At 64.8% G+C, this 21577-nt stretch carries 21 protein-coding genes; 6 read left to right on the plus strand and 15 right to left on the minus strand.

What is annotated here, in order from left to right; translation table 11 throughout:
* The first annotated feature begins 234 nt into the window (after positions 1 to 234).
* Together I1A62_RS46045 and I1A62_RS06000 are read left to right on the plus strand one after the other, a co-directional pair.
* Positions 235 to 705, plus strand: a complete 471-nt coding sequence (locus I1A62_RS46045) for a helix-turn-helix domain-containing protein (protein ID WP_172652712.1) — start codon at positions 235 to 237, stop codon at positions 703 to 705.
* Positions 594 to 1376, plus strand: coding sequence for an IS630 family transposase (locus I1A62_RS06000; protein ID WP_257890481.1), 783 nt, complete (start codon positions 594 to 596; stop codon positions 1374 to 1376). Before I1A62_RS46045 ends, I1A62_RS06000 begins: the two co-directional genes overlap by 112 nt.
* A 90-nt stretch (positions 1377 to 1466) precedes the next feature.
* Here the strand turns inward: I1A62_RS06000 and I1A62_RS06005 are convergent, their stop codons facing one another.
* On the minus strand, positions 1467 to 2336 hold the full coding sequence (locus I1A62_RS06005) for an MBL fold metallo-hydrolase (RefSeq protein ID WP_219454734.1): 870 nt from the start codon (positions 2334 to 2336) through the stop codon (positions 1467 to 1469).
* Between the two features lie 614 nt (positions 2337 to 2950).
* Between I1A62_RS06005 and I1A62_RS06010 the strand changes: the two genes are divergently transcribed.
* The 3 genes from I1A62_RS06010 (at position 2951) to I1A62_RS06020 (ending at position 4662) form a co-directional block, all read left to right on the plus strand.
* Positions 2951 to 3103: a hypothetical protein gene (locus tag I1A62_RS06010; RefSeq protein ID WP_219454736.1), complete on the plus strand. Its 153-nt coding sequence runs from the start codon at positions 2951 to 2953 to the stop codon at positions 3101 to 3103.
* A 477-nt stretch (positions 3104 to 3580) separates the two neighbouring features.
* Positions 3581 to 3844, plus strand: coding sequence for a hypothetical protein (locus I1A62_RS06015; protein ID WP_219454738.1), 264 nt, complete (start codon positions 3581 to 3583; stop codon positions 3842 to 3844).
* A gap of 14 nt (positions 3845 to 3858) precedes the next feature.
* Positions 3859 to 4662, plus strand: coding sequence for an alpha/beta hydrolase (locus I1A62_RS06020; RefSeq protein ID WP_219454739.1), 804 nt, complete (start codon positions 3859 to 3861; stop codon positions 4660 to 4662).
* Positions 4663 to 4974: 312 nt separating this feature from the next.
* On the opposite strand, the gene I1A62_RS06025 is transcribed toward I1A62_RS06020, so the two are convergent.
* The 6 genes from I1A62_RS06025 to I1A62_RS06050 all read right to left on the minus strand — a co-directional run bounded on the left by I1A62_RS06025 (position 4975) and on the right by I1A62_RS06050 (position 10399).
* Complete coding sequence (locus tag I1A62_RS06025) at positions 4975 to 5133, minus strand: hypothetical protein (RefSeq protein ID WP_219454741.1); 159 nt, start codon at positions 5131 to 5133, stop codon at positions 4975 to 4977.
* Positions 5134 to 5463: 330 nt separating this feature from the next.
* Positions 5464 to 6174 (minus strand): flavin reductase family protein, encoded by a 711-nt coding sequence (locus tag I1A62_RS06030; protein ID WP_219455149.1) that lies wholly within the window; start codon positions 6172 to 6174, stop codon positions 5464 to 5466.
* 70 nt (positions 6175 to 6244) lie between these two features.
* Positions 6245 to 7087, minus strand: a complete 843-nt coding sequence (locus tag I1A62_RS06035) for an MBL fold metallo-hydrolase (protein ID WP_219454743.1) — start codon at positions 7085 to 7087, stop codon at positions 6245 to 6247.
* Between the two features lie 163 nt (positions 7088 to 7250).
* The gene (locus I1A62_RS06040; protein ID WP_219454745.1) at positions 7251 to 7910 is read right to left on the minus strand and encodes a CoA transferase subunit B; all 660 of its coding nucleotides are present in this window, start codon (positions 7908 to 7910) and stop codon (positions 7251 to 7253) included.
* Complete coding sequence (locus I1A62_RS06045) at positions 7907 to 8689, minus strand: CoA transferase subunit A (RefSeq protein WP_219454746.1); 783 nt, start codon at positions 8687 to 8689, stop codon at positions 7907 to 7909. The genes I1A62_RS06040 and I1A62_RS06045 overlap by 4 nt, the downstream gene beginning before the upstream one ends.
* 6 nt (positions 8690 to 8695) lie before the next feature.
* Complete coding sequence (locus I1A62_RS06050; protein ID WP_257890482.1) at positions 8696 to 10399, minus strand: CocE/NonD family hydrolase; 1704 nt, start codon at positions 10397 to 10399, stop codon at positions 8696 to 8698.
* Positions 10400 to 10726: 327 nt separating this feature from the next.
* Between I1A62_RS06050 and I1A62_RS06055 the strand changes: the two genes are divergently transcribed.
* Positions 10727 to 11302, plus strand: a complete 576-nt coding sequence (locus tag I1A62_RS06055) for a CGNR zinc finger domain-containing protein (protein WP_219454748.1) — start codon at positions 10727 to 10729, stop codon at positions 11300 to 11302.
* A gap of 33 nt (positions 11303 to 11335) precedes the next feature.
* Here the strand turns inward: I1A62_RS06055 and I1A62_RS06060 are convergent, their stop codons facing one another.
* The 8 genes from I1A62_RS06060 to I1A62_RS06095 all read right to left on the minus strand — a co-directional run bounded on the left by I1A62_RS06060 (position 11336) and on the right by I1A62_RS06095 (position 21449).
* Complete coding sequence (locus I1A62_RS06060) at positions 11336 to 12469, minus strand: alpha/beta fold hydrolase (protein ID WP_219454750.1); 1134 nt, start codon at positions 12467 to 12469, stop codon at positions 11336 to 11338.
* A 1029-nt stretch (positions 12470 to 13498) separates the two neighbouring features.
* On the minus strand, positions 13499 to 13756 hold the full coding sequence (locus I1A62_RS06065) for a hypothetical protein (protein WP_219454751.1): 258 nt from the start codon (positions 13754 to 13756) through the stop codon (positions 13499 to 13501).
* 499 nt (positions 13757 to 14255) lie between these two features.
* The gene (locus I1A62_RS06070; RefSeq protein ID WP_257890484.1) at positions 14256 to 15677 is read right to left on the minus strand and encodes a lipase family protein; all 1422 of its coding nucleotides are present in this window, start codon (positions 15675 to 15677) and stop codon (positions 14256 to 14258) included.
* 350 nt (positions 15678 to 16027) lie between these two features.
* On the minus strand, positions 16028 to 16459 hold the full coding sequence (locus tag I1A62_RS06075) for an ester cyclase (protein WP_219454753.1): 432 nt from the start codon (positions 16457 to 16459) through the stop codon (positions 16028 to 16030).
* Between the two features lie 320 nt (positions 16460 to 16779).
* Complete coding sequence (locus I1A62_RS06080) at positions 16780 to 17883, minus strand: NAD(P)-dependent alcohol dehydrogenase (protein ID WP_219454755.1); 1104 nt, start codon at positions 17881 to 17883, stop codon at positions 16780 to 16782.
* Positions 17880 to 19406, minus strand: coding sequence for an aldehyde dehydrogenase (locus I1A62_RS06085; protein ID WP_219454756.1), 1527 nt, complete (start codon positions 19404 to 19406; stop codon positions 17880 to 17882). The genes I1A62_RS06080 and I1A62_RS06085 overlap by 4 nt, the downstream gene beginning before the upstream one ends.
* Positions 19407 to 19437: 31 nt before the next feature.
* Positions 19438 to 19842: an SCP2 sterol-binding domain-containing protein gene (locus I1A62_RS06090; RefSeq protein WP_011595361.1), complete on the minus strand. Its 405-nt coding sequence runs from the start codon at positions 19840 to 19842 to the stop codon at positions 19438 to 19440.
* 53 nt (positions 19843 to 19895) lie between these two features.
* Positions 19896 to 21449 carry a long-chain-fatty-acid--CoA ligase gene (locus I1A62_RS06095; protein ID WP_219454758.1) on the minus strand — a complete coding sequence of 518 codons (1554 nt, stop codon included), beginning with the start codon at positions 21447 to 21449 and terminating at the stop codon, positions 19896 to 19898.
* Between the last annotated feature and the right edge of the window lie 128 nt (positions 21450 to 21577).

Consider the following 21577-nt stretch of genomic DNA (forward strand, 5'->3'; position numbering starts at 1 on the left):
AGGCAGGGGCTCGTCAATATGGTCGTTCCGACTCACACTCCCATCGAGGCGGTGCAGGAAGCGCAGGCGGCTACCGGCTATGCGGGGGGTCGCCCAAGATTTGCCCCATTGCGTACACACTCGACGAGGTGTCTCCTTTGGACCTAGTAGCGTGTCGCCGCTTAATTCTGTCCTGTTTCGTTAAGGTTGGGGCGGCAGACTTCCCCTTCCCCTCTGCCGGTCAGGACTGTTGTCATGCCTTCGCAGAAGAAGCGTCCGGTGACGTTGAGCTCGGCTGATCGTGAGTTCCTGGAACGGTTGACCACGACCGGGGTGCATCCGGCCTCGATGATCCGGCGGGCCCGGGTGTTGCTGGCGCTGGACACCTCGGTCGGGGTGGTGGAGGAGAAGAAGGTGATCGCAGCACGGTTGGGAGTCTCGGGTGAGACGGTGCGGCTGGTGGCCAAGCGGTTCGCTGAGACCGGTCAGGACGTGGAGGCCACGATCGGGCGCAAGCAGCGTGACCTCCCACCGGTGCCGTCGCAGATCACCGGCGAGATCGAGGCCAGGTTGATTGCGTTGGCGTGCACACAGCCCCCGGCGGGACATGCCCGGTGGTCGCTGCGACTGCTGGAGAAGCACGTCGCCCTGGTCGAGGACATCCCAGATCTGGACCACTCGACCATCGGCCGGATTTTAAAAAAACGAAACTTCGTCCTCACCTGAAGAAGTGCTGGACCATTCCACCAAAGGCGAACGCGGAGTTCGCAGCCCGGATGGAAGATGTCCTGTCGGTCTACGCCCGCCCCCACGATCCCTCTCGCCCGGTGGTGTGCATGGACGAGAAGCCCTACCAGCTCCTCGCTCACGTGCGTGATCCGATCCCTGCAGGCCCGGGACGCGATCTGAAGGAGGACTCCGAGTATGTGCGGCACGGGACCTGTTCGATCTTCTGCTGGGTCGAGCCTCTGGCCGGCTGGCGGCGTGTCGATGCCCAGCCCCGGCGCACCAAGGTCGACTGGGCCCGGCAGGTCAAAGAGCTTCTGTGCGTGGACTACCCGGACGCGGAGACGGTGGTGCTGGTGATGGACAACCTCAATACTCACGGCATCGGATCGCTCTACGAGGCCTTCGAGCCGGCCGAGGCGTTCGCGCTCGCGCAGCGACTCGAGATCCACCACACCCCCAAACACGGCTCGTGGCTCAACATCGCCGAGATCGAACTCTCGGTGCTGACCCGCCAGTGTCTGGACCGGCGCATCGAGGACCTCGAGACCCTGGGCGCCGAACTCGCCGCCTGGCAACGACAGACCAACGCCGATCAACGTCAGGTCCAGTGGTACTTCGCCACCGACGACGCCCGCATCAAACTCCGCCACCTATATCCCAACACTTAGCGGCGACGGTCTACTAGGTCCGATGAAGGGTGACTTTGCTCCGACGCTCAGGCCATGGGTTTGTTCAGGACGCGGCTGTCGGATCCGGAATCATGCGCCGTGAGTCGCCTTCGCAGCGGCCCAGGCGGAGCCCGGGTTCGCGCGATTCGGGTGCTTGTCGAGGAGGGCTGCATAAAGCTCCTCGGCAGTTGTGGTCGCCTGGCGCAACACCTCGAAGTCCTCGAGGTAGGACAACGTCTCGGTGATGTTCGACGGGTCGTCCGGGTAGTCGCTGTGCTTATGTCCCGCGACCACAACTCGCGCGTCGACTTCGGACAACTGCACGAGGGCGGATCGCCAGTTCTCGCGCGTGTCCGGTGTGGTCTCGGCGAGGTAAGGATGTGTGTGGTTGTAGACGACATCGCCGCCGACGATCAGGCCTAGGCTGGGCACCCACACGACGGTGGTGTCTTCGGTGTCCGTGAATCCCATAGGGAGAATGCGGAGTTCGTGCCCGTGAAGATCAAGCCCCGTGGACTCGATGACGCTGGGCACCTGCGGGGGTGAGGGGATCTCGCCGGGGAACAGTCGTTCCCAGAATCCGTGCAACATCTCGGGCGACGCGTGTTTCTGCGCCTGCGCCACGCTACCGGCGGTTGCGACGGCAGTGGCGTTCTCGAACCGATCGAGAAGTTGACCGATACCGAAGAAGTGATCCCCATGCCCATGGGTGGAATAGATGTGAGTGAGGTTGCGGTCGAAGGATGCGACCCAGTCGACCAGCTTCTCGTTTTGCGTCGACGTCGTGAAGGTGTCGATCAAGATGGCGTCGCGGGGCCCATAGACGAGGGTTGATGTGTTCGTCACCCACTGGAGGTCTTCGGGCCCGTACGGGAGATCCCGAGTCAGAGAGGGACGGCGGTCGACGAGGACCGCGAACTTCAGGATGTCCTCACGGCTATCCGACTGGTGGGGGCTCATCGTTCTCCTCTTGTCATCGGGACGGCGCGATAGTTTTTCGCGCAGAATTCATGGTCGCATTCCTGACCATACCGCAACGACGCAATCAAAGCACGTATGTATATGTCTACCCTGCTGTCACTGCAGTCCCGGGGTGACTACTCGATGTGGCCGCAAGCGCTCGCCCGTCCGTGGCTCACGGCTACTGAGGGATGATGCCGCCGCACTCCGGCCGACCTCGACCGCGTTGCCCGTCGCTACACAGCAGTGGAACTACCCTGCGCCGTCGCCGCGCCTGCTCACGCCGGTCGACTATCGACATAGCTGACGACTAGACGTTTATGTTGTTTGCTGAGTCAACTGCTCCGCGGAATCGCTCATGGCCGGGGTGGTCCCACGTGTGGGTCACACGCTGCCCGGCATGACTTGATTGGAGCACGGTCGAGGCAATCTGGGTGACCGAAGTGTGGGGCGCGAGGCACTACGTCGTGGTTCGGGGCAACTGTGGCCGACTACCGCCCCCGGCGACTCGACCTCCGAGTAACCGGTACGGCTCACCGCCTCGAAGGAATTTCCCGGACCACACCCGATCCCGGCGCTATCGCCACACCACCAATATCCGACCTGGGAGTCATGTGCTCGACAAACTGTACGCCGCGTTTCTCTCGCTCATCGGGCTGTCCTTCGGCGGCTACGTCCTGCTCGACGAGATTGCCGACACGGTCGACCGGTCCACGGCTGGCTACGAGCGCAGCGGGCCCAGACGAACTGGGGTGGAGGAGCTTTGACGGCGGTGTTCATCGGAGACGATGCGAGAACTGAGATTTCGGCGCTTGACCGCATCCGGAGTCTCGCCATCGAACGATGCGGGACCCATGGCCTCGCGAGGCGCGCTGCCTGCTCCACCGCGTCTGCGGTCCACCGGGCGAGGATCACCTCGGCACGCGCCTCAGTCGTTTCAGGGCCATCGGTGCCTGCGCATTGTCCCGGTGTGGCATCAGTCACGAGGCAGGGCGGTGACCGGCTCGACGGCGTGCCGAACCTCACCTTGTTCATCGAACAGCGGTAAAGCGCGCCGGCTCCTCGATGCGTCATACGTCTGACGTAATCTAATCGATCGAGCTTATGTCAAAGCTACGATGTGATACGCCATGTGGATCCGACAAATGACCTGTTTGACCGGATAAGTCACCCCTTGCGTGACATAGGAATAGTAGCTACGGTTAAGTCATATATCGGAAAAGGTGTGACGCCATTCACAGAGGATGAGGGGATGGGCCTTCGTCGCGGACAGGGGAAACGATGAGGTTTCGACGAAGGCACCGACCGCCATCGGTGGATTTTTCACGCTGATGGCCGCGCTCGCGCCGGCCCTCGCGCCGGCGGACGAATCGGATCCGCTTGCCGACGCCAGAGAAGCGATCACAGTGCTGCCCGCGCCCAACCCGAACTCGAATGTGCCCCTGGGCGGAAGTATGACGCGCTCCCACACGTCTGCGGTGCAACATATCACCGCCGTGCCGCAATGAATAGAGGACCGACTGTGAATACGACAATGCTTCCCGCGACCGGCACGGAACCCGCGCTCGAAATCGTGCACACCCCCGCGGCGGGAATCGCCGACCGTCCGCCGCTGCTGTTCGTACATGGCCTCGGGCACGGCGCATGGTGCTGGCAGAACTGGATGGAAACAGCCGCAGCGGCCGGTCACCCGGTCTACGCGCTTTCCTTCCGCGGTCACGGTGGCAGCGAAGGCAGCGTCGCCGGGGCGCGGCTGCGCGATTATGTCGCTGACACGGTCCGCGCTGCCACGTCGATTGCAGACGGGAAGGGGGTCCTCATCGGACATTCCCTCGGCGGCCTCGTCGTCCAGCACGCCCTGCCTGCGATCAAGCCCGCGGCTGCGGTCCTGGTCGCGAGCATCTCAGCCCGCCCCGCCATCGGAACGGCCATATCCGTGGTAAGACACCATCCGGTCCAGGGACTGCGTCTCGTCGCAGGTCTTCCCCTCCATCTGAATCCCGACATGCTCTTCACCGGACTGGACCCGGCGGCGGTGGCAGCGGCCGTCGCGCGGATGACCCCGGAATCGGCACTGGTGCAGTACCAGCTCCTGGCCCACACCCCTGCGCCGCTGCCGTCGCCGTTCATCCCGGTGCTGTCCGTTGCGGCCACCGACGACCGTGTCGTCCCGATCCGCGCCACACGGGCGACCGCCCGTCGGTACAGTGCCACGATCCGCGAACTGGAAGGCATCGGCCACGACATGATGCTCGACGCCGGATGGCGCAGGGCGTGGGATGTAGTCGATCACTGGCTGCGCTCGCAGTCAGTGCCTCCTACCTAAATCCGGATCTACCCGATACGTCTCTGCTCATCGCGCTGCACCCGGCGGCCGGCGGGGATGCGCCACGAGTGAACGGTCCTCTCGTGGTGGTGAAGCACGCGCCGAGGCGATCGCCGCCGATAGTCCTGGATGGGCCGTCGCCTGCCTGGCGCGAACGCCCTGATCGAGTTCCAGCTGGCAGGCCGGATGAGAGTTCGTCAGTGGCGATGTCGATTTCGTTGACGGCGATCATCTGCCGTCTCATGCCCAGATCGCCCAGCCGTGCACCGAACAACCGGCGGTCAGCCGTTGATCGCGAAGCGAGGTCGGATGTCACCCGAGGCGAGGGGCGCCATAGCGTTCGTTCTGCTGGTCGGTGGTGACGGCCTCGTGCCGGTGCATGTCGCCCTCGTCGGGTACCGCGACGTCGAGGGCGAGCGGTCCTGGAAACGAGTAGTCGGCTGCACCCGACCCGACCGCGCGGCCGCGCATCTCGAGCCCGTGCCCGCCGAAATCCGGCGCGACGTACGGGGCCGAGACACCGGTTTGTTCGCGGCGCTGCAGGCGCGCGGACGGGCCTCGAAGTTCATTACGCCACGCGGTGTTCCTTCGACGGGAAGCGCGATGTCGTGGATGAATTCCGCGGTCGGCTCGTCGAGTTGGATCGCAACCGCAACGGGGCTGAGTTACGCCTCCGGTCTACCGATGGTCTCGAGGTGGTGCGTGGGCCGTCACGGCGAGATGCCCTCACGCTTTTGGGCGGATCGGCCGTGTCTCAGGTCCGATCCGTCCCAGAACGAAGGGCATCTCCAAGGGGCGACTTCAGTCTCGGGTGGAACCCGACGCGGACCACGAGCTGGTGTCGATCGGCGAGAAGTCGGTGCTCTTGTCGTCGAGTCGCCGCATTCGTGCGTCTCGGCGGCTCTCGAGTATGTGGTCCTCGAGTGGCGTAGTAAACACGTTCTCGACCAGGGTGTATTCCGCCGCCAACCGTCCGACGGGATTCAGGGCCGCCGTATCGATGCGCCCGCGGTCGAGATACAGATCGTCGCGGATGTGGAATCGTTCGATCACACCGAAGACGATGTGATCGTCCAGGTCGCCGATCGGAATGATCCGTTCAAGGGTGCATTCGAAGGAGATCGGGGCGCCCGCCACCCTGGGGGCTTTCACCACTTCCGATGGCGCCTTCTCCAGTCCGACGGCTTCGAATTCGTCAACACCGCTTGGGAATTCGGCCGCCGTGCGATGCATCTGGTGCGCCTGCGGCAAGGACACCAGGTTCGTGCAGAACTCGCCGGTGTCGCGAATGTTCACGAAGGTGTCTTTGAGACTGCCATCGGACCGTGGCTGCATGGACAGCGACACCATCGGTGGCTTGCGGCCGACGCCGGTGAAGAACGAGATGGGTGCCAGATTCGCGACGCCCTCGGTGGACACCGTGCTCACCCAACCGATCGCGCGGGGCAGAATACTGCCGATCAAGAGCTTGTAGGCGGCTGTGGGGTCCAAAGTGGACCCGTCGATAATCATCACTAATCTCCTATCGTCGGATTCGCTCGACCGAGCACTGCGACTGTCCATGGGTTTCCGGCATTCCGGCTCACCCTTTTGCTGAGCGTGCCGATCCCCATGCGGCTCCGGGGTTCATCCGGTCGGGATGCTTCTCGAGCAGCAGGTGGTAGAGCTCCAGCGTGGTCGACGTGCTCACGGTCAGCTCCTCGAAATCCCGAATGTATTGTTTCGTCTGCTCGAGGATCTCCGGGAGGTCGCCGCGGGCGGGATTCTTATGGCCGGCCACAACGGAGATGGGCGCTAGGGCTGCAAGGGTGTCCAGCGCGGCGATCCACGCCTTTCGCCCTTCGGCCGGCGACTCGGCGAGGTAGAGGTGCACGTCGTTGTATGCGGCGTCGCCCGCCACGACCAAGCCGATCGACGGCACGTGCAACGCGGTGGTGTCGTCGGTGTCGGTGTGGCCGAGCTCGACGATCCGGATCTCTTCGCCCTCGAGCTCGAAGGTGTCACCGCCCACGGGCTCCGGCAGTACGAATTTCTCCGGAATCTGCCCAGGGAACCGGGACTTCCAGAACGACTCGACGAACTCCGGCGCGCACTGTTGCCGAGCGTGCGCCACGACCGAGGGGGTGGCGATGGCGCGAGCCTGGGGAAAGCGCTCGAGGAGGGTGGACAGGCCGAACCAGTGGTCGCCGTGGCCGTGGGTGACGTAGATCGTCGTGAGGTTCTTGCCGCTGGCCGCCACCCAGTCCGACAGACGGCGTGCCTGCTCGACGGTCATCAGCGGGTCGACGAGAACGGCGTCGGAATCGCCGCTGATCAGCGTCGAGGTGATCGGTGACCACCAGCGGCGGTCGAGGTCGGGGGGAAGATCGGGGATCGCGGTCGGGATGGACGGGGCGACGTGGACGTCGTACGACAGTGTGGGCATGGTGAAGTCCTCTCAGCGACCGTGAAACGGCGTCATGGGGCGGGGTGCGCGGGACCGCAAGGCTCTGATTCGCGATGCGGCTGTCATGGCGAGGTCGCCCTCGATCGTGCAGCTGAGGTGTGCCACTTCTGTATTCCTTTCCCGACGTGTCGGTGGCGCGCGGTTACCACGGTCGAGCACCGGCAAGGTTCGTCGCGAGGGTGAGAGGCGGCTCCGTCGCGGCGCGGACCTCGTCGGCTGTCACTCCCGGGGCCAGTTCGACCAGGCGCAGGCCGTCGCCTTCGACGTCGATCACGGCGAGATCGGTGATAATCCGGTGCACGACGCGGCGACCGGTCAGGGGGAGCGTGCAGCGCCGAACGATCTTGGGTGCGCCGTCCTTGGCGACGTGGTCCATCAGCACGATGACCCGTTGCGCGCCATGCACCAGATCCATGGCCCCGCCCATTCCCTTGACCATTCTCCCGGGAACGATCCAGTTGGCGAGGTCACCCGACTCGGAGACCTGCATGCCGCCGAGGATGGCGGCGTCGATCTTCCCGCTCCGGATCATGCCGAAGCTCGTGGCGGAATCGCAGAAGGAGGCGCCCGGTCGCAGGGTGACCGTCTCCTTGCTGGCATTGACCAAGTCGGGGTCCGCCTCCCCGGGCGCGGGGTAGTCGCCGGTGCCGAGTACTCCGTTTTCCGATTGGAGCACGACCTCGATGTCCGCCGGGATATGGGCGGGAACACGGGCCGGCGCCCCGATGCCCAGGTTGACGTAATCGCCGTCGGAGAGTTCTCGTGCTGCCCGGGCCGCCATCTGATCTCGCGTCCAGCTCATTCGGTGGCCTTCCGTGTGACAAGTTTCTCGATGCGTTTGTCCGCTGCTTCCTCGGCGGACAGCGGTACGACGCGCTGGACGAAGACGCCGGGCAGATGGACGTCGTCCGGGTCGATTTCGCCCGGCTCGCACAATTGCTCCACTTCGGCGATCGTGACCTGGCCCGCCATGGCGCACAGTGGGTTGAAGTTGCGGGCCGATGCCCGAAAGACCAAATTGCCGTGCCGATCTCCGCGCAAGGCGCGGACGAGCCCGAAGTCGCTGCGAATGCCGGTTTCGAGGACGAATTCGCCCTCGAGCCCGTACCCGTCCGAGCCGAAACTCCTCGTTTCCTTGGCGGGGGAGGCGATCGCCACACCGCCTGTCGCGTCATATCGCCACGCGAGCCCACCCTCGGCGACCGAGGTGCCGACACCGGTTCGGGTGTAGAAGGCGGCGATGCCGGAACCCCCGGCGCGCAACCGTTCGGCGAGAGTGCCTTGCGGCGTCAGCTCGACCTCGAGTTCGCCGGCGAGGTATTGGCGCGCGAACTCTTTGTTCTCGCCGACGTAGGACGAGGTCATCCGGCGGATGCGGTGCTCGCGCAGGAGAAGGCCGAGACCCCAGTCGTCCACGCCGCAGTTGTTGGAGACCACCTCGAGGTCGGTCACCCCTCGCCGCAACAGCGCCGCGATCAACACGCTCGGAATGCCGCACAGTCCGAAGCCGCCTACCGCGAGGGACGCTCCATCGCCGACATCGCGAACGGCTTCCTCGGCCGAATCGACAACTTTGTCCACAGCAGTTCAATCCTTCTTGTTCGGGCGGGGCACTACGGGAAGCACGATTCGGGAGGGGTGCCGACTGTCGTGCAGGACGGTTTGTTCGGCCATGCGCAAGGTGGTGTCGGTGCCGATCGGGGCGCCGGTACCGGCATTGCGGTCCCACCGGGGGAAGTCGCTGGAGGTGATGTGGAGCCGGATTCGATGGCCGACATGGAAAACGTGGCTGATGTTCCAGAGCTGGATCGTGAACTCGTATGGGGTGCCGGGCTCCAATGGTGCTGGGTTGATGAAGGATTCGCGGAATTGACCGCGCGCGATGCCTTCGGCGAGATTCTGGGCATAGCCGTCGGGACGGACATCGGAGAGCACCGCGACAAAGTCTGCGTCCTGGGCGGTCGTCATCGCGTGCAGGCAGACGGTGATGGGACCCGTGATTTCGAGCTCCTCGGTCAGTTCCGCTCCGGTGTAGACCAGCACGTCAGCGCGGGACTGGTTCTTCCGCTGGTCGGCCACTCCGCCACCGACGAACCGGCCGCCCGCCGTCGGAACGGGGTCGTCTGGGTCGTACCGGTAGCGATCCGCGGGGTCGTCCGCGGGTAGGTCGGTGGACACGACCCCGTCGCCGTTCAGCGTGTTCGCCGAGCCGTCGCTGTGGAGGTAGTACGGCGTGTACGCGGTGCGCGCGAGCGGCCACTCCTGTTCGTCGCGCCATCGGTTCTCGCCCATGACGAAGATCCGGACGGGCGGGCTCGGCAGTTCGGTGGTGTCGTCCTTGAGGTAGCGGTCGAACCAACGGCGCTCGATGTCGACGAGGGAGATGGCGGCTTCGGGCCCGAAGTCGATGTCACCGGTGCCGCCGGATGTCGGCTGGTTGAACGGCAGCTGGTGCGCCCACGGGCCCATGATCAGTGCATGACCGTTCCGCGCGTCCAGCGCGGACTCACGTAGGCCGGTGAAGAGTTTCGGCGTGTCCCGGTTGGCGATGTCGTACCACGAACCAATGTGCAGCATCGGCACGTCGATGTTGAACAACTGCCGGCTGAGGTCCGTCGCCCACCAGTACGGGCCGTCGGCCGGGTGCGCGAGGATATCGTTCAGGAACGGCGCACCCCGGCCGAGGCGGTCCGCCCAATCGCTCAGCGGCAGGTGTCGCAGCGTGTCCTCGGTCAGCGCGGAGAACCGCACTGCCGGATCGACCTTCAGCTTCGTCAGCTCGTCGATCGCCTCATCGTCACCTGCGGCGGCGAGCACGGCCTCCGCCATGTTCACGAAATAGCTGAGCATCCAACCGAGTTCGAGCGCGCCGCCGTTGTACCAGTAGTTCTCGAACGTGAGCTGATACGCCGAGACCGGGACGCAGGTTCGCAGGTGTGGTGGTCGCTGGGTAGCCGCGAGGTACTGGCTGATCGCGCCGTAGGACTGGCCGAAGGTCCCGGCAACCCCCGTCGTACCGGGCAGGGCTGCGGCCCATTCGATCGTGTCGTAACCGTCTCGTGCCTCGTAGATGAACGGGTACCAGGCACCTTCGGAGGCAAAGCGCCCACGGGTGTCCTGGACGACCACCACATAACCGTGTGATGCGAAGTAGTGCGCCTCGCTGAAGTCTGCAGCGAGGTCGTTCACACGTTTCCCGTAGGGCGTGCGGCGCACCAGCACTGGATATCGGCCCGGCTTCTCGGGTCGGTACACGTCGGCCCGAAGCACGACTCCGTCCCTGGTGGTCATCGCCAGGTCATCCTCGCGTTCGACCCCGAACGGGCCTCGCTGTTGTTCCAATGAGGAGCCGTACACCACGATGTGTCGTCCAATCGTTCGGTTGACCTCCGCCGCGGCATCAACGCTCGCGGGCGGCTGTGACATAAGCATCAGGAAGATGCATCTGACACGCATGACATAACCATAAGCTGTACGCCCTTGTCTAGTAGGTGGGCTTCGATTCGTTTCCGGGTATCCGTAGACAGAACCGTAGTGACAACGGTTACAGCGGAGGCGGACGTGAATCCGGGTAGGGTAGGGGTTATGACATGGCCAGCAACCGACCGCTACCAGCTGATGGGCGCTCCCGGCGGTCTCGGTTTCGTCCAAGACCTGCTCAACACGAGGCCGGTCGGCCGCCCACGGCAGGCCGACCTCCTGGGTGATCTCGACAGTGCTCAGAGGTGGCTGGATGTGGCACTGGAGTCATGGTCCGCGATGAACGACGCCGCGCAAGATCGGATCGTCATCCGAGAACGCGATCTCGAACCCTTGCGTGACCTGCGAGCCGACCTTCATGCCCTCCTCGCCACGCGCGCCGATCCGAGCCTCGCCGCGGCGCGGATGCACTCGGCCACAATGGGCGCCCGGGTGGATCCGGACGGCACGGTGAAATTGGAGCCGCGTGCAGAAGGGTGGCGGCGGGTTGCCGCGATCGTCCTGATCGAGGCGTTCGTTGCCCAGCAACAGGACATCTGGCGCAGGTTCAAAATCTGCCGCAACGAGCGGTGCGGTGGGGCGTTCTACGACCGCTCGCGCAATACCAGTGCCGTGTGGCATGACGCGCGCTTGTGCGGCAACGCGGTCAATTTGCGTGCCTCCCGCGCGCGCAGGCGCAAGCCCGAGTCGGTGCCGGCGCGCGGCGAGGACTGAACCGAGCTCGTCGCGCGCCGGTGGTAGAGCCGGTCAGCCGCCGTGGAAGTAGCTCGAATCCACCGTGCCGTCGAGTCGGTGGCGCAGCTCACCGGAGAACTTCTGCAGGGCGCCGAGCGGCCGATGGTGAATCGCCGCGCTCGCGATCCTGCCGTCCTGGTTCTTGCTCAGAACCGTGATTCCGAACAGCTTCAGTCCACCGAACGCAGTCGCTTCCCATTCGAGGTAGGTGCGCGAGCCGTGGCTGGCTTCGTGGGTGAACGTCAATGACTCGTAGATCCCGCTGGCTTCTGCCAGAATGACCTTCACCAGGTCGCGGCCCTCCGCCGGGCGTTGCAATGCACTAGCCTCGAGCACGACGTCTTCGGTGAACTTCTCGGCGAAGCTGGACTCGGTCTTGTCGGCGAAGGCTTGCGTCCATCCCTGCTCCCGGGTTTCGGCCAGGAACTCGGCGGCGGTTCGTTCGAGGAACTCGCCGGTCCGGAAGGCGACCGCGGATGCTTGTTCCATGTGCGGCCAGTGCGCCGCGCCCTCGACCACGGCCGTGGTGGCCTGCGGCAACCGCGACGTCACGCCCGCCGACACGACGTCGGCGGTGACGAACGGGTCCGCGGCGCCCGTCAGGACGAGCCCCGCGCCCGCATAGCGAGACGGGCTGACACCGTCCGGGTGCCCACCGTTCCAGCAATCCGCCAACGCCGCAACGACATCGGGCCGTAGCTGCGCGCCGGCGGTGACGATCCGTTCGAGTTCCGGGCCAGGCATCCCGGCGGAGAGCTGCTTGCGCAGGGCGCATTGCCCCTCCTTGTCCCCGCCGAGCCCGCGGAACGACTCGATGGCCTCGGCGGGCATGCCGACTCCCGCCAGCGGCACCGGAGCCAGCAGGAGCAGACCCATGGCGCGGTTCGGGCGGGCCGCGGCGACCAGCTCTGCGATGGCCGACCCCATGCTGTGCCCCACCATGACGAAGGGCTTGCCGATGTGGTCCACGACCGCTCCCACATCGGCCGCGAAGCGGTCGTAATCGAACGGCCCGTCGGCATCGGCCCGCGCGCCGCTGCCGGCGAGATCGATTTGGACGAACTCGAATTCCGGTGCGTCCAGTTGCGAGACGACATTATCCCAGACGTGCCGGTCGTCGAGGAAGCCGTGGACGAAGACCGCCATGAATTGACCGTCACCGCGCCTCGTGACCGCCGTTTCGATGACTTGCACAACCGCCGCGTCGGCCATGAAAACTCCCTATGGATATGTCTTGATGCGGCGGGTGGGACCTGTGTCGGAGCACACGCCATCGTGCATCTGGATCGGTTGACAACATAACCGTAACCGCTTTGGCTATGTACCACAAGAGGGGAGGGTCAGCGGTGCTGCTGCAGGCCAGCGTCAGACCCATGTGATGTGGCACTACGTGGTCGCAGCCGTGGCCGAGTCGCACACCGTCGTCGTATTCGACCCTCGTGGGTGCGGTGATGTGCTCCCAGCGTTCGACCAGATCGAAGAGCGGGGTCCTCGCCCCAAGATCGACCAACTCACGTGGGTCGGCGCCGAGGTCGAAGCGTTTGCTGTTGCCGTTCGTGCGCAGGAGTTGGAACTTCCTTCGCGCAGTGGCGCCGCAGAAACTTCTCCGGCAGCACAACTCTCGGCCCAAAAAGTTGACGCTAAGGAACAGCACGATGGTGTCCTTTGCAGCCGGACGCGTCGAGTACGGTCGCGCGTCCGCGCGCAATCAAGCAGTCAATGCCGTCTCGTCGACTGCGGAAGGCTGCGCCGATGGTAGTCCGTGGATGAGGACTGAATACTCAGGGCCGAGACTGCCAGCACCGCAACGAGATTGGCGGCGATCGAGTGCACCGAACCGGTCTCCCGCGTGAGGATCGTTGCGACGATCGGACTGATCGCGCTGCCGAGAACGTTCGACACCTGGAAACCCAATGACATTCCGGTACAGGGGACTTCTTGAAGGCGTTGGCGAACAACGCACCCTGGGCGCCGTAGCCGATACTGACGAACACGCTCAGGCGCAGCATGTAACCCAGCACCATGAGAGCGAAGCTGCCGGATTGGACGGCAAAGATCCAGAGCGTGGCAGTTGCCATGCATCCGAAAGACTGAGGACATCATGACCTTTGGCGAATCCGTACCGATCGGCAAGATAGCCATCGAGTGGTGTCATGGCCAGCTGGGCGGTATTGCTCAGCAGGATGCAGTGAGCATCTCGGACCGGGTGAAACCGACACTCGGGTCGGTGCCGTAGCTGACGAGGTAGTTGATGGCGATGAGTGTCAAGCTCCTGTAGCCCAAGAACACGCCCACGACCAGGATGATGGGACGGCGACTGCTGTCGACGACCTCAACGATTGGAGCTTTCGCGACTACGCTCGCCCCCCCTTGACCCCCATTGAACTCCTCCGATTCGCCGATGCCGGCGCGGTTCGCGAGCCCGACGATCACCAGGATTGCCCTGAGGAGGGAGGGGGCACGCCAACCCCGGCATAGAGTTCTTCATCGGGAAGTTGAGCGACTGCCGGCTACGTGACCGGACAAACCCTCGCAGTCGATGGCGGCGTCACGATCGCCTGATCGAAGGCGTTAGCCCGAAACCCGTTGCTGCCCGTCGATCTCTTCACTCCGGGAGCAGGTAGTCATGCCCACCACGGTCGACGACGTCGACGATTTGCAGAGACGACTCGGTCGACAACTCGGATGCAGCAACTGGCTCGGCATCACCCAACCACCGGATCACGCGAACGAAGGGCCCACAACCATAGGGCTGGGTGGGGGTAACGGCAAAGGGCCTCGATCCCACCGCAGTGAGTTTGTTCGCCACGCTCACCGCGGTGTGGATCCTGAGGGCGGGGTGGCAGGACGCGATAATCCGGCGGCCTCACGGTGCGGGAGGCCCCACCCGCCCAACGCGACCGCGGCTTCGGTTGCCGAATCGGCTAGGGGGTCAATGGTTGAACCGGGCGATGAGCCATTGCACGGCGGTCGGATCGTCGAGGAGAAGCCCGGCCCCATGCCCCGCGGCCCCGAGTTGCGGTAGCAGCGGAGGCGTGTCGAGGTGTGCCACGGTTACGTCGGCGCCGGCACCGCGCCAGGCGTTCTCCAAGGCGTAGGTGTCCGCGGCGGGGGTGACGTCGTCGTTGATGTTCTGAGCAAGGAGAACGGGATCAGCGGGGGCTGGTGTGCCCAGGTTGAAGCTGTCGAGAACAGCCCGGATCGCGGGATGGGTTTGCAGTTCGTCGATGATGGGTCGGCCACTGACCGTCAACGAGCTGGTGGGCTGATAGGCATGGAGTAGGGCGTTCACGTCGCATTCGGTTGCGGTGCGGTGTAGGAAGTCGATCCCGTCGGAGTTGAGCATCGTGGTGACCGCCTCCGTGAATTCCGGGTGGCTGGCCAGCAGGCCGTTGAGGAAGAACCCGATTACATCGGTGAGCGCTTTGCCGTCGACGTTCGAGAGGGTAGAGGCCACGTTCGCCGGCGGTGCGCCGACAACGGTGCCTGCGAGGTTGAGGTCGGGAGCGTAGCTGCGGGCGAGTTGTGCGGCGCCACCGGCTGCCGAGCCGCCTTGCGAGTATCCCCAAATTCCTACCGGCGCATGCGGTGTCGACGCGCCGAAGCGAATGGCGGCCCGTGTTGCGTCAAGCACGGCGTGCGCTTCGGGTACCGGTTGCAGGTACGTGTGTGCGCCCGGGGTGCCGAGCCCCTCATAGTCGGTGACCACGACCGTGATGCCGCGTGCCAGCAGCGACACGACGTCGAGAATGTATAGGTTGGGCATCGGTGTTCCGGCGCCATCGGTAGTGATGCCGTCGGCGATCAGTTTCGAGGGTGCGCAATTGTCGCCCGCGCCGATGGTGCCGTAGGTATAGCTGACGAGGGGGCGTGGCCCGGACCCAGACCACGCCGCGGTCGGCTCCAGAATCGTTCCGGTGACCGCGACCGGCGCGCCGACGGTGTCGGAGGAGAGATACATGATTCGGGTTGCGGACGCGGCCGGTACCAGAGCCGCCAATGGCGAACCACCCACCGGGCGGAAGGGTTCGCTGCGGATCAGATCCCCACTGTTGCCGGCGGGCAACGGATGCGGTGGAAGATAGAAGTCCGCCGCGGCTGCGGCGGTTGGCGGTTCGGCCACCACTTGTCCAGCCGACCCGAACATGGCCACCGCAGCGAGCGTGACTGCCGCGGCGGTCACGGCGCGAAAACGATGACGTTTCATTCGAACTCTCCTACGGGTATTGGTGATATGGATCACAACTCTGGCATGGCTCGATATAGCACCGAAATCCCCGAATGGGGGGCGCGGAAGAACCTCTGCTGCAGGCGATGCGCCGCGGTTCCGGGTATGCCGTGTGGAGGTCGACATTCTCTGGTCCTCGGAGACGAGCTGGCAACGCAGCATGAGCATCCGCGGTGTTCGTCGCTGCCGAGCATGAGCAACCGGCATGGCTGTTTCACTCCACGGCAACAATTGTGCGCCGGTATGGTGGCGATCGGTTTCATCTTTATGACATGTGCCCCCGGCGGTTGGCCGTCCCGTGCCCCACCACCGGAACGTCTCGGTTTCGCCGGTCCAGTGGTTGTGGTCACACTCACGACCGATCGCCACCGCCGAAAGCCTGGTCAAAAGCACGGCCTAGCGGGAGGGTTCTGTGGTGGACGCGTGTGTACCGTTCGCATCGGTCCCGGTTTATCCGATGTAATTCTGGCCAAGTCTCAACCCAGTGCAGACATTTGGGTGAGGAAGTCGTGGTGGTCGTAGTAGACGGTGTAGTTCTTCACCCGACCGTCGGCGAGTGTCCAGAATTCTCCCAGGGTGATGTCGAGGGACCGACCCGTCGGTGGAATGCTCGAGCCGTCCGGCAGCGGGAGGTCTTCCGTGTGTGTCCCGGTCACGCGCAGTTCGAAAGCGATCTCGTCGCCATCGACCACAACGCGGCGTGGATGATGGCGGAGGTCGGGAAACGTGGCGAAGAACCCCGCCATCCACAGGCACACGTAGGGGGCACCGACCTGGGCGAAACCAGGAGCGACAATCTCGCACTCGGGGTCGAGCATCGATTCGACCCGGTCGAAGTCGTGCGCATCGACGGACGCGAAGAAGCGCTGGATGAAGTCAGAAGTGACAGCAGGGGTATCGATAGGCATCGAGTCAGATCCTTCGTGGTTGAACACGGTGATGTGTTGATGGACGGGGTGTGTGTACCAATGGGTGGTGCCGTGGTCCTGAGCCCAGAAAGGCAGTGCGCCGGTTGGTGCGAGGTGGCGTGGGCGGTCCCGTTGCGGACCGCCCACGCGGCGTCACACGGAGGAGCGCGCAGGCCACGCTCCCGTGACTGTAGGTCTCGGAGGTGCACCGTTGACTTTGTCCCACGTTTGGATATCGACAGCTTCGTCATTCGTCCGGCCACGACGGGAGGAACCCCTCTCGCCACGATGATCGAACATGTTTCCCGGCATCAAAGTGCTCAGTCGAACACGATCACCGGTTTGATGACCGACCCCGCGGCGGCTGCCGCGAGCGCCTCGTTGATTTCGGGCAGTGCGTAGGTCTCGATCAGTTTGTCGAAGGGGAACTGTCCGTTCTTCCATAGATCGACCAACTGTGGGATGAACTGGTGGGGGTCGACGTCGCCTTCTATGACCCCGGTGAGTGTGCGACCGAGTAGAAGATGGCCTTGGTCGATCACGATGTCGTTCTCGAGGCCTTGTAGTCCGAGGGTGGCGCAGATGCCCGGGGATCGCAGCACTCCCAGCGCCTGCTGCACGACGGACTCGAGTCCTACGGCGTCGACGCTGAAATCGACACCGTTGGCGCTGATGTCGGTGACCGCCCACACGAGGTCGTCGATCGCTTTCGGGTCGAGGGTGTGGGTGGCGCCGAGTTCGCTTGCCAGGTTCAGACGTTCCGGATTCGGATCGATCGCGATGATCGGTGTGCAGCCGAGCGCGTTGGCCGCCATGACAGCGCTGAGCCCGACCGCACCGAGACCGAACACCGCAATGCTCTGCCCGGGTTTTGCCCGCAGGACACTCATCACGGTGCCGGCCCCGGTCTGCAAGCTGCAGCCGAGGGGCCCCAACAGTTGCAGGGGCAATGATTCGTCGACCTTGACGGCGTTGCGTACGCTCGCGACGGCGTGGGTTCCGAACGAGGATTGGCCGAACCAGTTGCCGTGGACCGGTTCACCGTCACGGCTCATGGTGGTCGAACCGTCCAGGCGCGTGCCGAAGTAGTTCAGCGCCGCGAACAACTCGCAGTAGGCCGGCCGGCCCGAGGTGCATTGAGTGCATGTTCGGCAGGAGTCGAAACTGACCACGACGTGATCGCCGGGTACGAGGGTCGTCACCTCGGCCCCGACCTCTTCGACGATCCCGGCCGCTTCGTGTCCGACCACCGCCGGCAACGGGAGGGGAACACCGCCACGCAGAGCGGTGAGGTCGGTGTGACAGATCCCGACGCCGGCGACGCGGATCCGGATCTCGTCCTCGGCGAGCGGACCGACCTGCACATCGACAACCGTGAGCTTCTCGTCCGGTGCCTCGAACAGCGCGACACGGGCGTGGCTCATCGGTGCACCGCCGCCTGGGCCGGAGGCAGGACGAGGTCGTACACCTTGCGGTCGAGGGAGCGCGAGAGGTCGACGTGGACGAACTTCTCCTCGGTGTACTCGTCGAGCGCGTGGGGTCCGAGTTCGCGGCCGTTTCCGCTCTGCTTGTAACCACCGAAGGGGTAGAGAGCGTTGACCATGTGCCAGTCGTTGATCCAGACGGTGCCCGACTCGATTCGCGCCGCGACGTCGAGGGCCGCTTCGAGGTCTTCGCTCCACACCCCGGCCGACAGCCCGTACTCGGTGTCGTTGGCGATCGCGACGGCTTCGTCGACGGTGCGGTACTTCAGAACCGACAGGACGGGACCGAAGATCTCCTCGCGGGCGATGCGCATGTCGGGTGTGACGTCGGTGAAGATGGTCGGGCGCACCCAGTGCCCCTGCTCGAACTGCGTTCCGGTGGGCGGTTCACCGCCGAACACGAGGGTCGCGCCCTCCTTCTGGCCGATCTCGATGTAGTCCAGGATCCGGGCGTGTTGCTCGGCGGAGATGACCGGACCGATGTCGGTGTCGAACTCCGACGGGTCGCCGACCTTGATGGTCGCCGCCCGCTGAACCAGGCGGTCGACGAATTCGTCGTGCAGGCTCTCGGGCAGCAGCAGCCGGGTTCCCGACTCGCACGCCTGACCGGCGTAGAGGAAGCAGGCGAAGAGGGCACCGTCGACCGCGGAGGCGATGTCGGCGTCGGCGAGCACGATGTTCGGTCCCTTGCCGCCGAGTTCGAGGGTGACCTTCTTGATGTTCTCCGCGGCGAGCTTGCTGATCTCCCGGCCGACCGCCGTCGACCCGGTGAAGGCGATTTTGCGGACGTCCGGGTGGGCGGCGAGACGGGCTCCGACTTCTTCGCCGGCGCCGGTGACGATGTTGAGGACGCCTTTCGGCAGCCCGGCCCGTTCCGCCGACTTGGCCAGCTCCAGCAGGGTGAGCGGCGTCTTCTCGTCGGGCTTGAGCACGATGGTGTTGCCGGCCGCCAGGGCGGGGCCCAGTTTCCACACAGCGAGCAGTAGCGGGAAGTTCCACGGGACGATGCCGGCGACCACACCGATCGGTTCCCGGCGCACGATCCCGGATGCCATTGTCGGGTAGGACAATTGCGGCCCGGATCGTTCGAATTCGTAGGTGCGGGCCAGGTCGGCGAAGTACTGCAGATGCGAGATCGAGTAGCCGACGTGGAAGGCCATCGCCTGGCGGATGGTGACGCCGTTCTCCTTGACGTGCAGAGCAACCAGCTCGTCCATGCGCTCGGACAGGTCGGCGACAATCGCCGACAGGATGTCGGCGCGTTCGTCCGGCGTTTTCGTGCGCCACTCGCCCCGGGCGTGGGCGGCTTTGGCGGCGGCGACGGCCTGGTCGAGGTTCTCGACGGAGCCTCGGGCGGCGGTGGCGACCAGTTCGCCGTTCGCGGGGTCGATGATGTCGAACGTGCGGTCGGTATCGACCCATTGACCGTCGATGAACTGGGTGTAGTGCGGTATGGCTGTCATGGTTGGGGTGTCCTTGCTCGAGGCCGTGTGATCAGCTGTGCTGGGCGTCTTTTTCGGCGACCAGGTTCTTGTAGATCGGGAACAGCGGCTTGGAGATCGGAATCAGCTTGAGGATCTTCGACACCGGGCCCTTGGCCTTGACCTGGCCCTTGGCCAACCCCACCGCGACGTTGTATTCACCGCGCCAGAACTTGTTGCCGTTGTCGGCGGACATCGCCAACCGGACGTCCGGGATGAGGTCGTTTTCGCCTTCGATCACCTCGATGCCTTCTGGCTTCAGTGTGACGGTGAGCGACGAATCGGGGTTGGTGTAGTCGAGTCGGAGGATGAGGTCGGCGTCCTTGAGCGCCGGGCCGGCGGTCGGTTCGTCGTTGGCTGCGCGGAAGACTCCGCCCAGGTAGCGGTAGACCTCGGAGGCGTCGGTGAAGTAGCTCATGGTGTTTTCCCTTTCGGATAGGGGTCTGTGGTTGGTGCTTGTCCGGATTCGGATCAGACCGATCGGCTGCGGCCGGCCCAATGTGGTGCGCGCAGATCGCGTTTGAGAATCTTTCCTGTCGCGTTGCGCGGCAGGCTCGTGACGATGTCGATGGTGCGGGGCCGCTTGTAACCGGCCAGATGAGCGGCACAGAAGTCGAGCAGTTTGTTCTCGTCGATGTCGGCGCCGCTCTTCGCGACGACGACCGCGCGGACCACTTCGCCCCATTTGTCGTCGGGGACGCCGATGACGGCGACTTCCGCGACGTCGGGGAACTCACTGACCACGCGCTCGACCTCGGCGGGGTAGATGTTCTCACCGCCGGAGATGATGACGTCCTTGACCCGGTCTTCGACGAAGAAGAACCCGTCGGGATCCCGTCGGCCGGCGTCACCGGTCCTGAACCACTCCCCATCGAAACTGGCGGCGGTGTCCGCCTCGCGCTGCCAGTACCCGGCCATCACCTGCGGTCCGCGGATCTGGAACTCGCCGACCTCTCCGCTGGGCAGCTCGTCGCCGGTGGCCGGGTCGACCACCCGGACTTCGGCACCGTCGACCGGCCGGCCTGCTGCGCGGAGCAGTTCGGGCCGGGCGGGGTCGCGGTGGTCCTGCGGCCCGAGTACGCAGAACACTCCGGACGCCTCGGTCATGCCGTAGACCTGGTAGAAGTCGACCTCGAAGGTGCTCATCGCCTCTCGGAGCAGGGCCTCGGGCATGGGCGATCCGCCGTATCCGAGGCAGCGCAGCGATCGGAAGTCTCGTGCGGACACACCCGGGACCTGCAGGAAGAACCGGATGACGGCGGGGACGAAGAACGCGTGGGTGACCGACTGGCGGGTGATCTGGTCCAGAACTACCGCGGGAACGACCTCGCGTACGAGGATCGTCTCCGCGCCCTGCGACATTGCGGCCAGTGCCCAGCTGGTGCCACCCACATGAAAGAGCGGCATGGCGACCATGTTCACGCTGTCCCGGGCGAAGCCGAAGGCCGCGCTTGCCGCAATGCTGTGGGCGCCCACGGAGCGGTGTGTCAGCATGGCTCCCTTCGGGTGCCCGGTGGTGCCGGAGGTGTAGAGCTGCAGGAAGCAATCCTCCGGATGGGCTGGATGAGCGATCTCGCGCGGCGGGGCCTTGCCGAGCCATGCCTCGTACTCGTCCGCCTCGCCACCGAGCACGATGATGGTGCGCACGTGGTCGAGGTTCGGCTTGATCGCGTCGACGACGTCGACGAATTCGGCGCCGAGGATCAGCAGTTCGGCACGGCTGTCGTTGATGACGTAGGCCAATTCGGACGGTGCGAGGCGGTAGTTCAGTACCGCGTTCACCGTTCCGGCCAAGGCGCACGCCAGTGTGGTCTCGAGGCTGGCGGGGTGATTCTTGTCCAGGAACGCGACCCGGTCACCGGGCGCCAGCCCGAGTGCGGACTGTGCTGCGGCGTTACGCCGCACCCGGTCCGACAACTGTTGCCATGTCCACGACTGGTCCTCGAATCGCAGCGCGACTCGGGTGGGATCCTGCGATACCCAGTATGTGATCGGGTCGAAGACATGGTGGATGGGTGAAGCCATCAGGCACCTCTCGAGGGGGATTGTTCAGTCCGTTTCGCCCGGCTCAACTAGTGACCGTACGCACGGTCAGTAAAGCAGAATCGTGACGTGCAGCACAAGGGGCCACGGAAGGGTTTGGGCGAAAAACC

The organism is Rhodococcus sp. USK10 (genome assembly GCF_019378875.1).
Taxonomy (GTDB): domain Bacteria; phylum Actinomycetota; class Actinomycetes; order Mycobacteriales; family Mycobacteriaceae; genus Rhodococcus_F; species Rhodococcus_F pseudokoreensis.

Excerpts from the sequence above, each read along its gene's own strand:
- I1A62_RS06050 (WP_257890482.1), bottom strand. The coding sequence starts at position 10,399 with ATGACCACCAGGGACGGAGTCGTGCTTCGGGCCGACGTGTACCGACCC.
- I1A62_RS06040 (WP_219454745.1), bottom strand. The coding sequence starts at position 7,910 with ATGAGCTGGACGCGAGATCAGATGGCGGCCCGGGCAGCACGAGAACTC.
- I1A62_RS06080 (WP_219454755.1), bottom strand. The coding sequence starts at position 17,883 with ATGAGCCACGCCCGTGTCGCGCTGTTCGAGGCACCGGACGAGAAGCTC.
- I1A62_RS06070 (WP_257890484.1), bottom strand. The coding sequence starts at position 15,677 with ATGTCGACCTCCACACGGCATACCCGGAACCGCGGCGCATCGCCTGCA.
- I1A62_RS06030 (WP_219455149.1), bottom strand. The coding sequence starts at position 6,174 with ATGATTATCGACGGGTCCACTTTGGACCCCACAGCCGCCTACAAGCTC.
- I1A62_RS06075 (WP_219454753.1), bottom strand. The coding sequence starts at position 16,459 with ATGCCTATCGATACCCCTGCTGTCACTTCTGACTTCATCCAGCGCTTC.
- I1A62_RS06055 (WP_219454748.1), top strand. The coding sequence starts at position 10,727 with ATGGGCGCTCCCGGCGGTCTCGGTTTCGTCCAAGACCTGCTCAACACG.
- I1A62_RS06085 (WP_219454756.1), bottom strand. The coding sequence starts at position 19,406 with ATGACAGCCATACCGCACTACACCCAGTTCATCGACGGTCAATGGGTC.
- I1A62_RS06015 (WP_219454738.1), top strand. The coding sequence starts at position 3,581 with ATGAGGGGATGGGCCTTCGTCGCGGACAGGGGAAACGATGAGGTTTCG.
- I1A62_RS06035 (WP_219454743.1), bottom strand. The coding sequence starts at position 7,087 with ATGCCCACACTGTCGTACGACGTCCACGTCGCCCCGTCCATCCCGACC.
- I1A62_RS06090 (WP_011595361.1), bottom strand. The coding sequence starts at position 19,842 with ATGAGCTACTTCACCGACGCCTCCGAGGTCTACCGCTACCTGGGCGGA.
- I1A62_RS06005 (WP_219454734.1), bottom strand. The coding sequence starts at position 2,336 with ATGAGCCCCCACCAGTCGGATAGCCGTGAGGACATCCTGAAGTTCGCG.
- I1A62_RS06095 (WP_219454758.1), bottom strand. The coding sequence starts at position 21,449 with ATGGCTTCACCCATCCACCATGTCTTCGACCCGATCACATACTGGGTA.
- I1A62_RS06025 (WP_219454741.1), bottom strand. The coding sequence starts at position 5,133 with ATGCGCGGCCGCGCGGTCGGGTCGGGTGCAGCCGACTACTCGTTTCCA.
- I1A62_RS46045 (WP_172652712.1), top strand. The coding sequence starts at position 235 with ATGCCTTCGCAGAAGAAGCGTCCGGTGACGTTGAGCTCGGCTGATCGT.
- I1A62_RS06060 (WP_219454750.1), bottom strand. The coding sequence starts at position 12,469 with ATGGCGGTCTTCGTCCACGGCTTCCTCGACGACCGGCACGTCTGGGAT.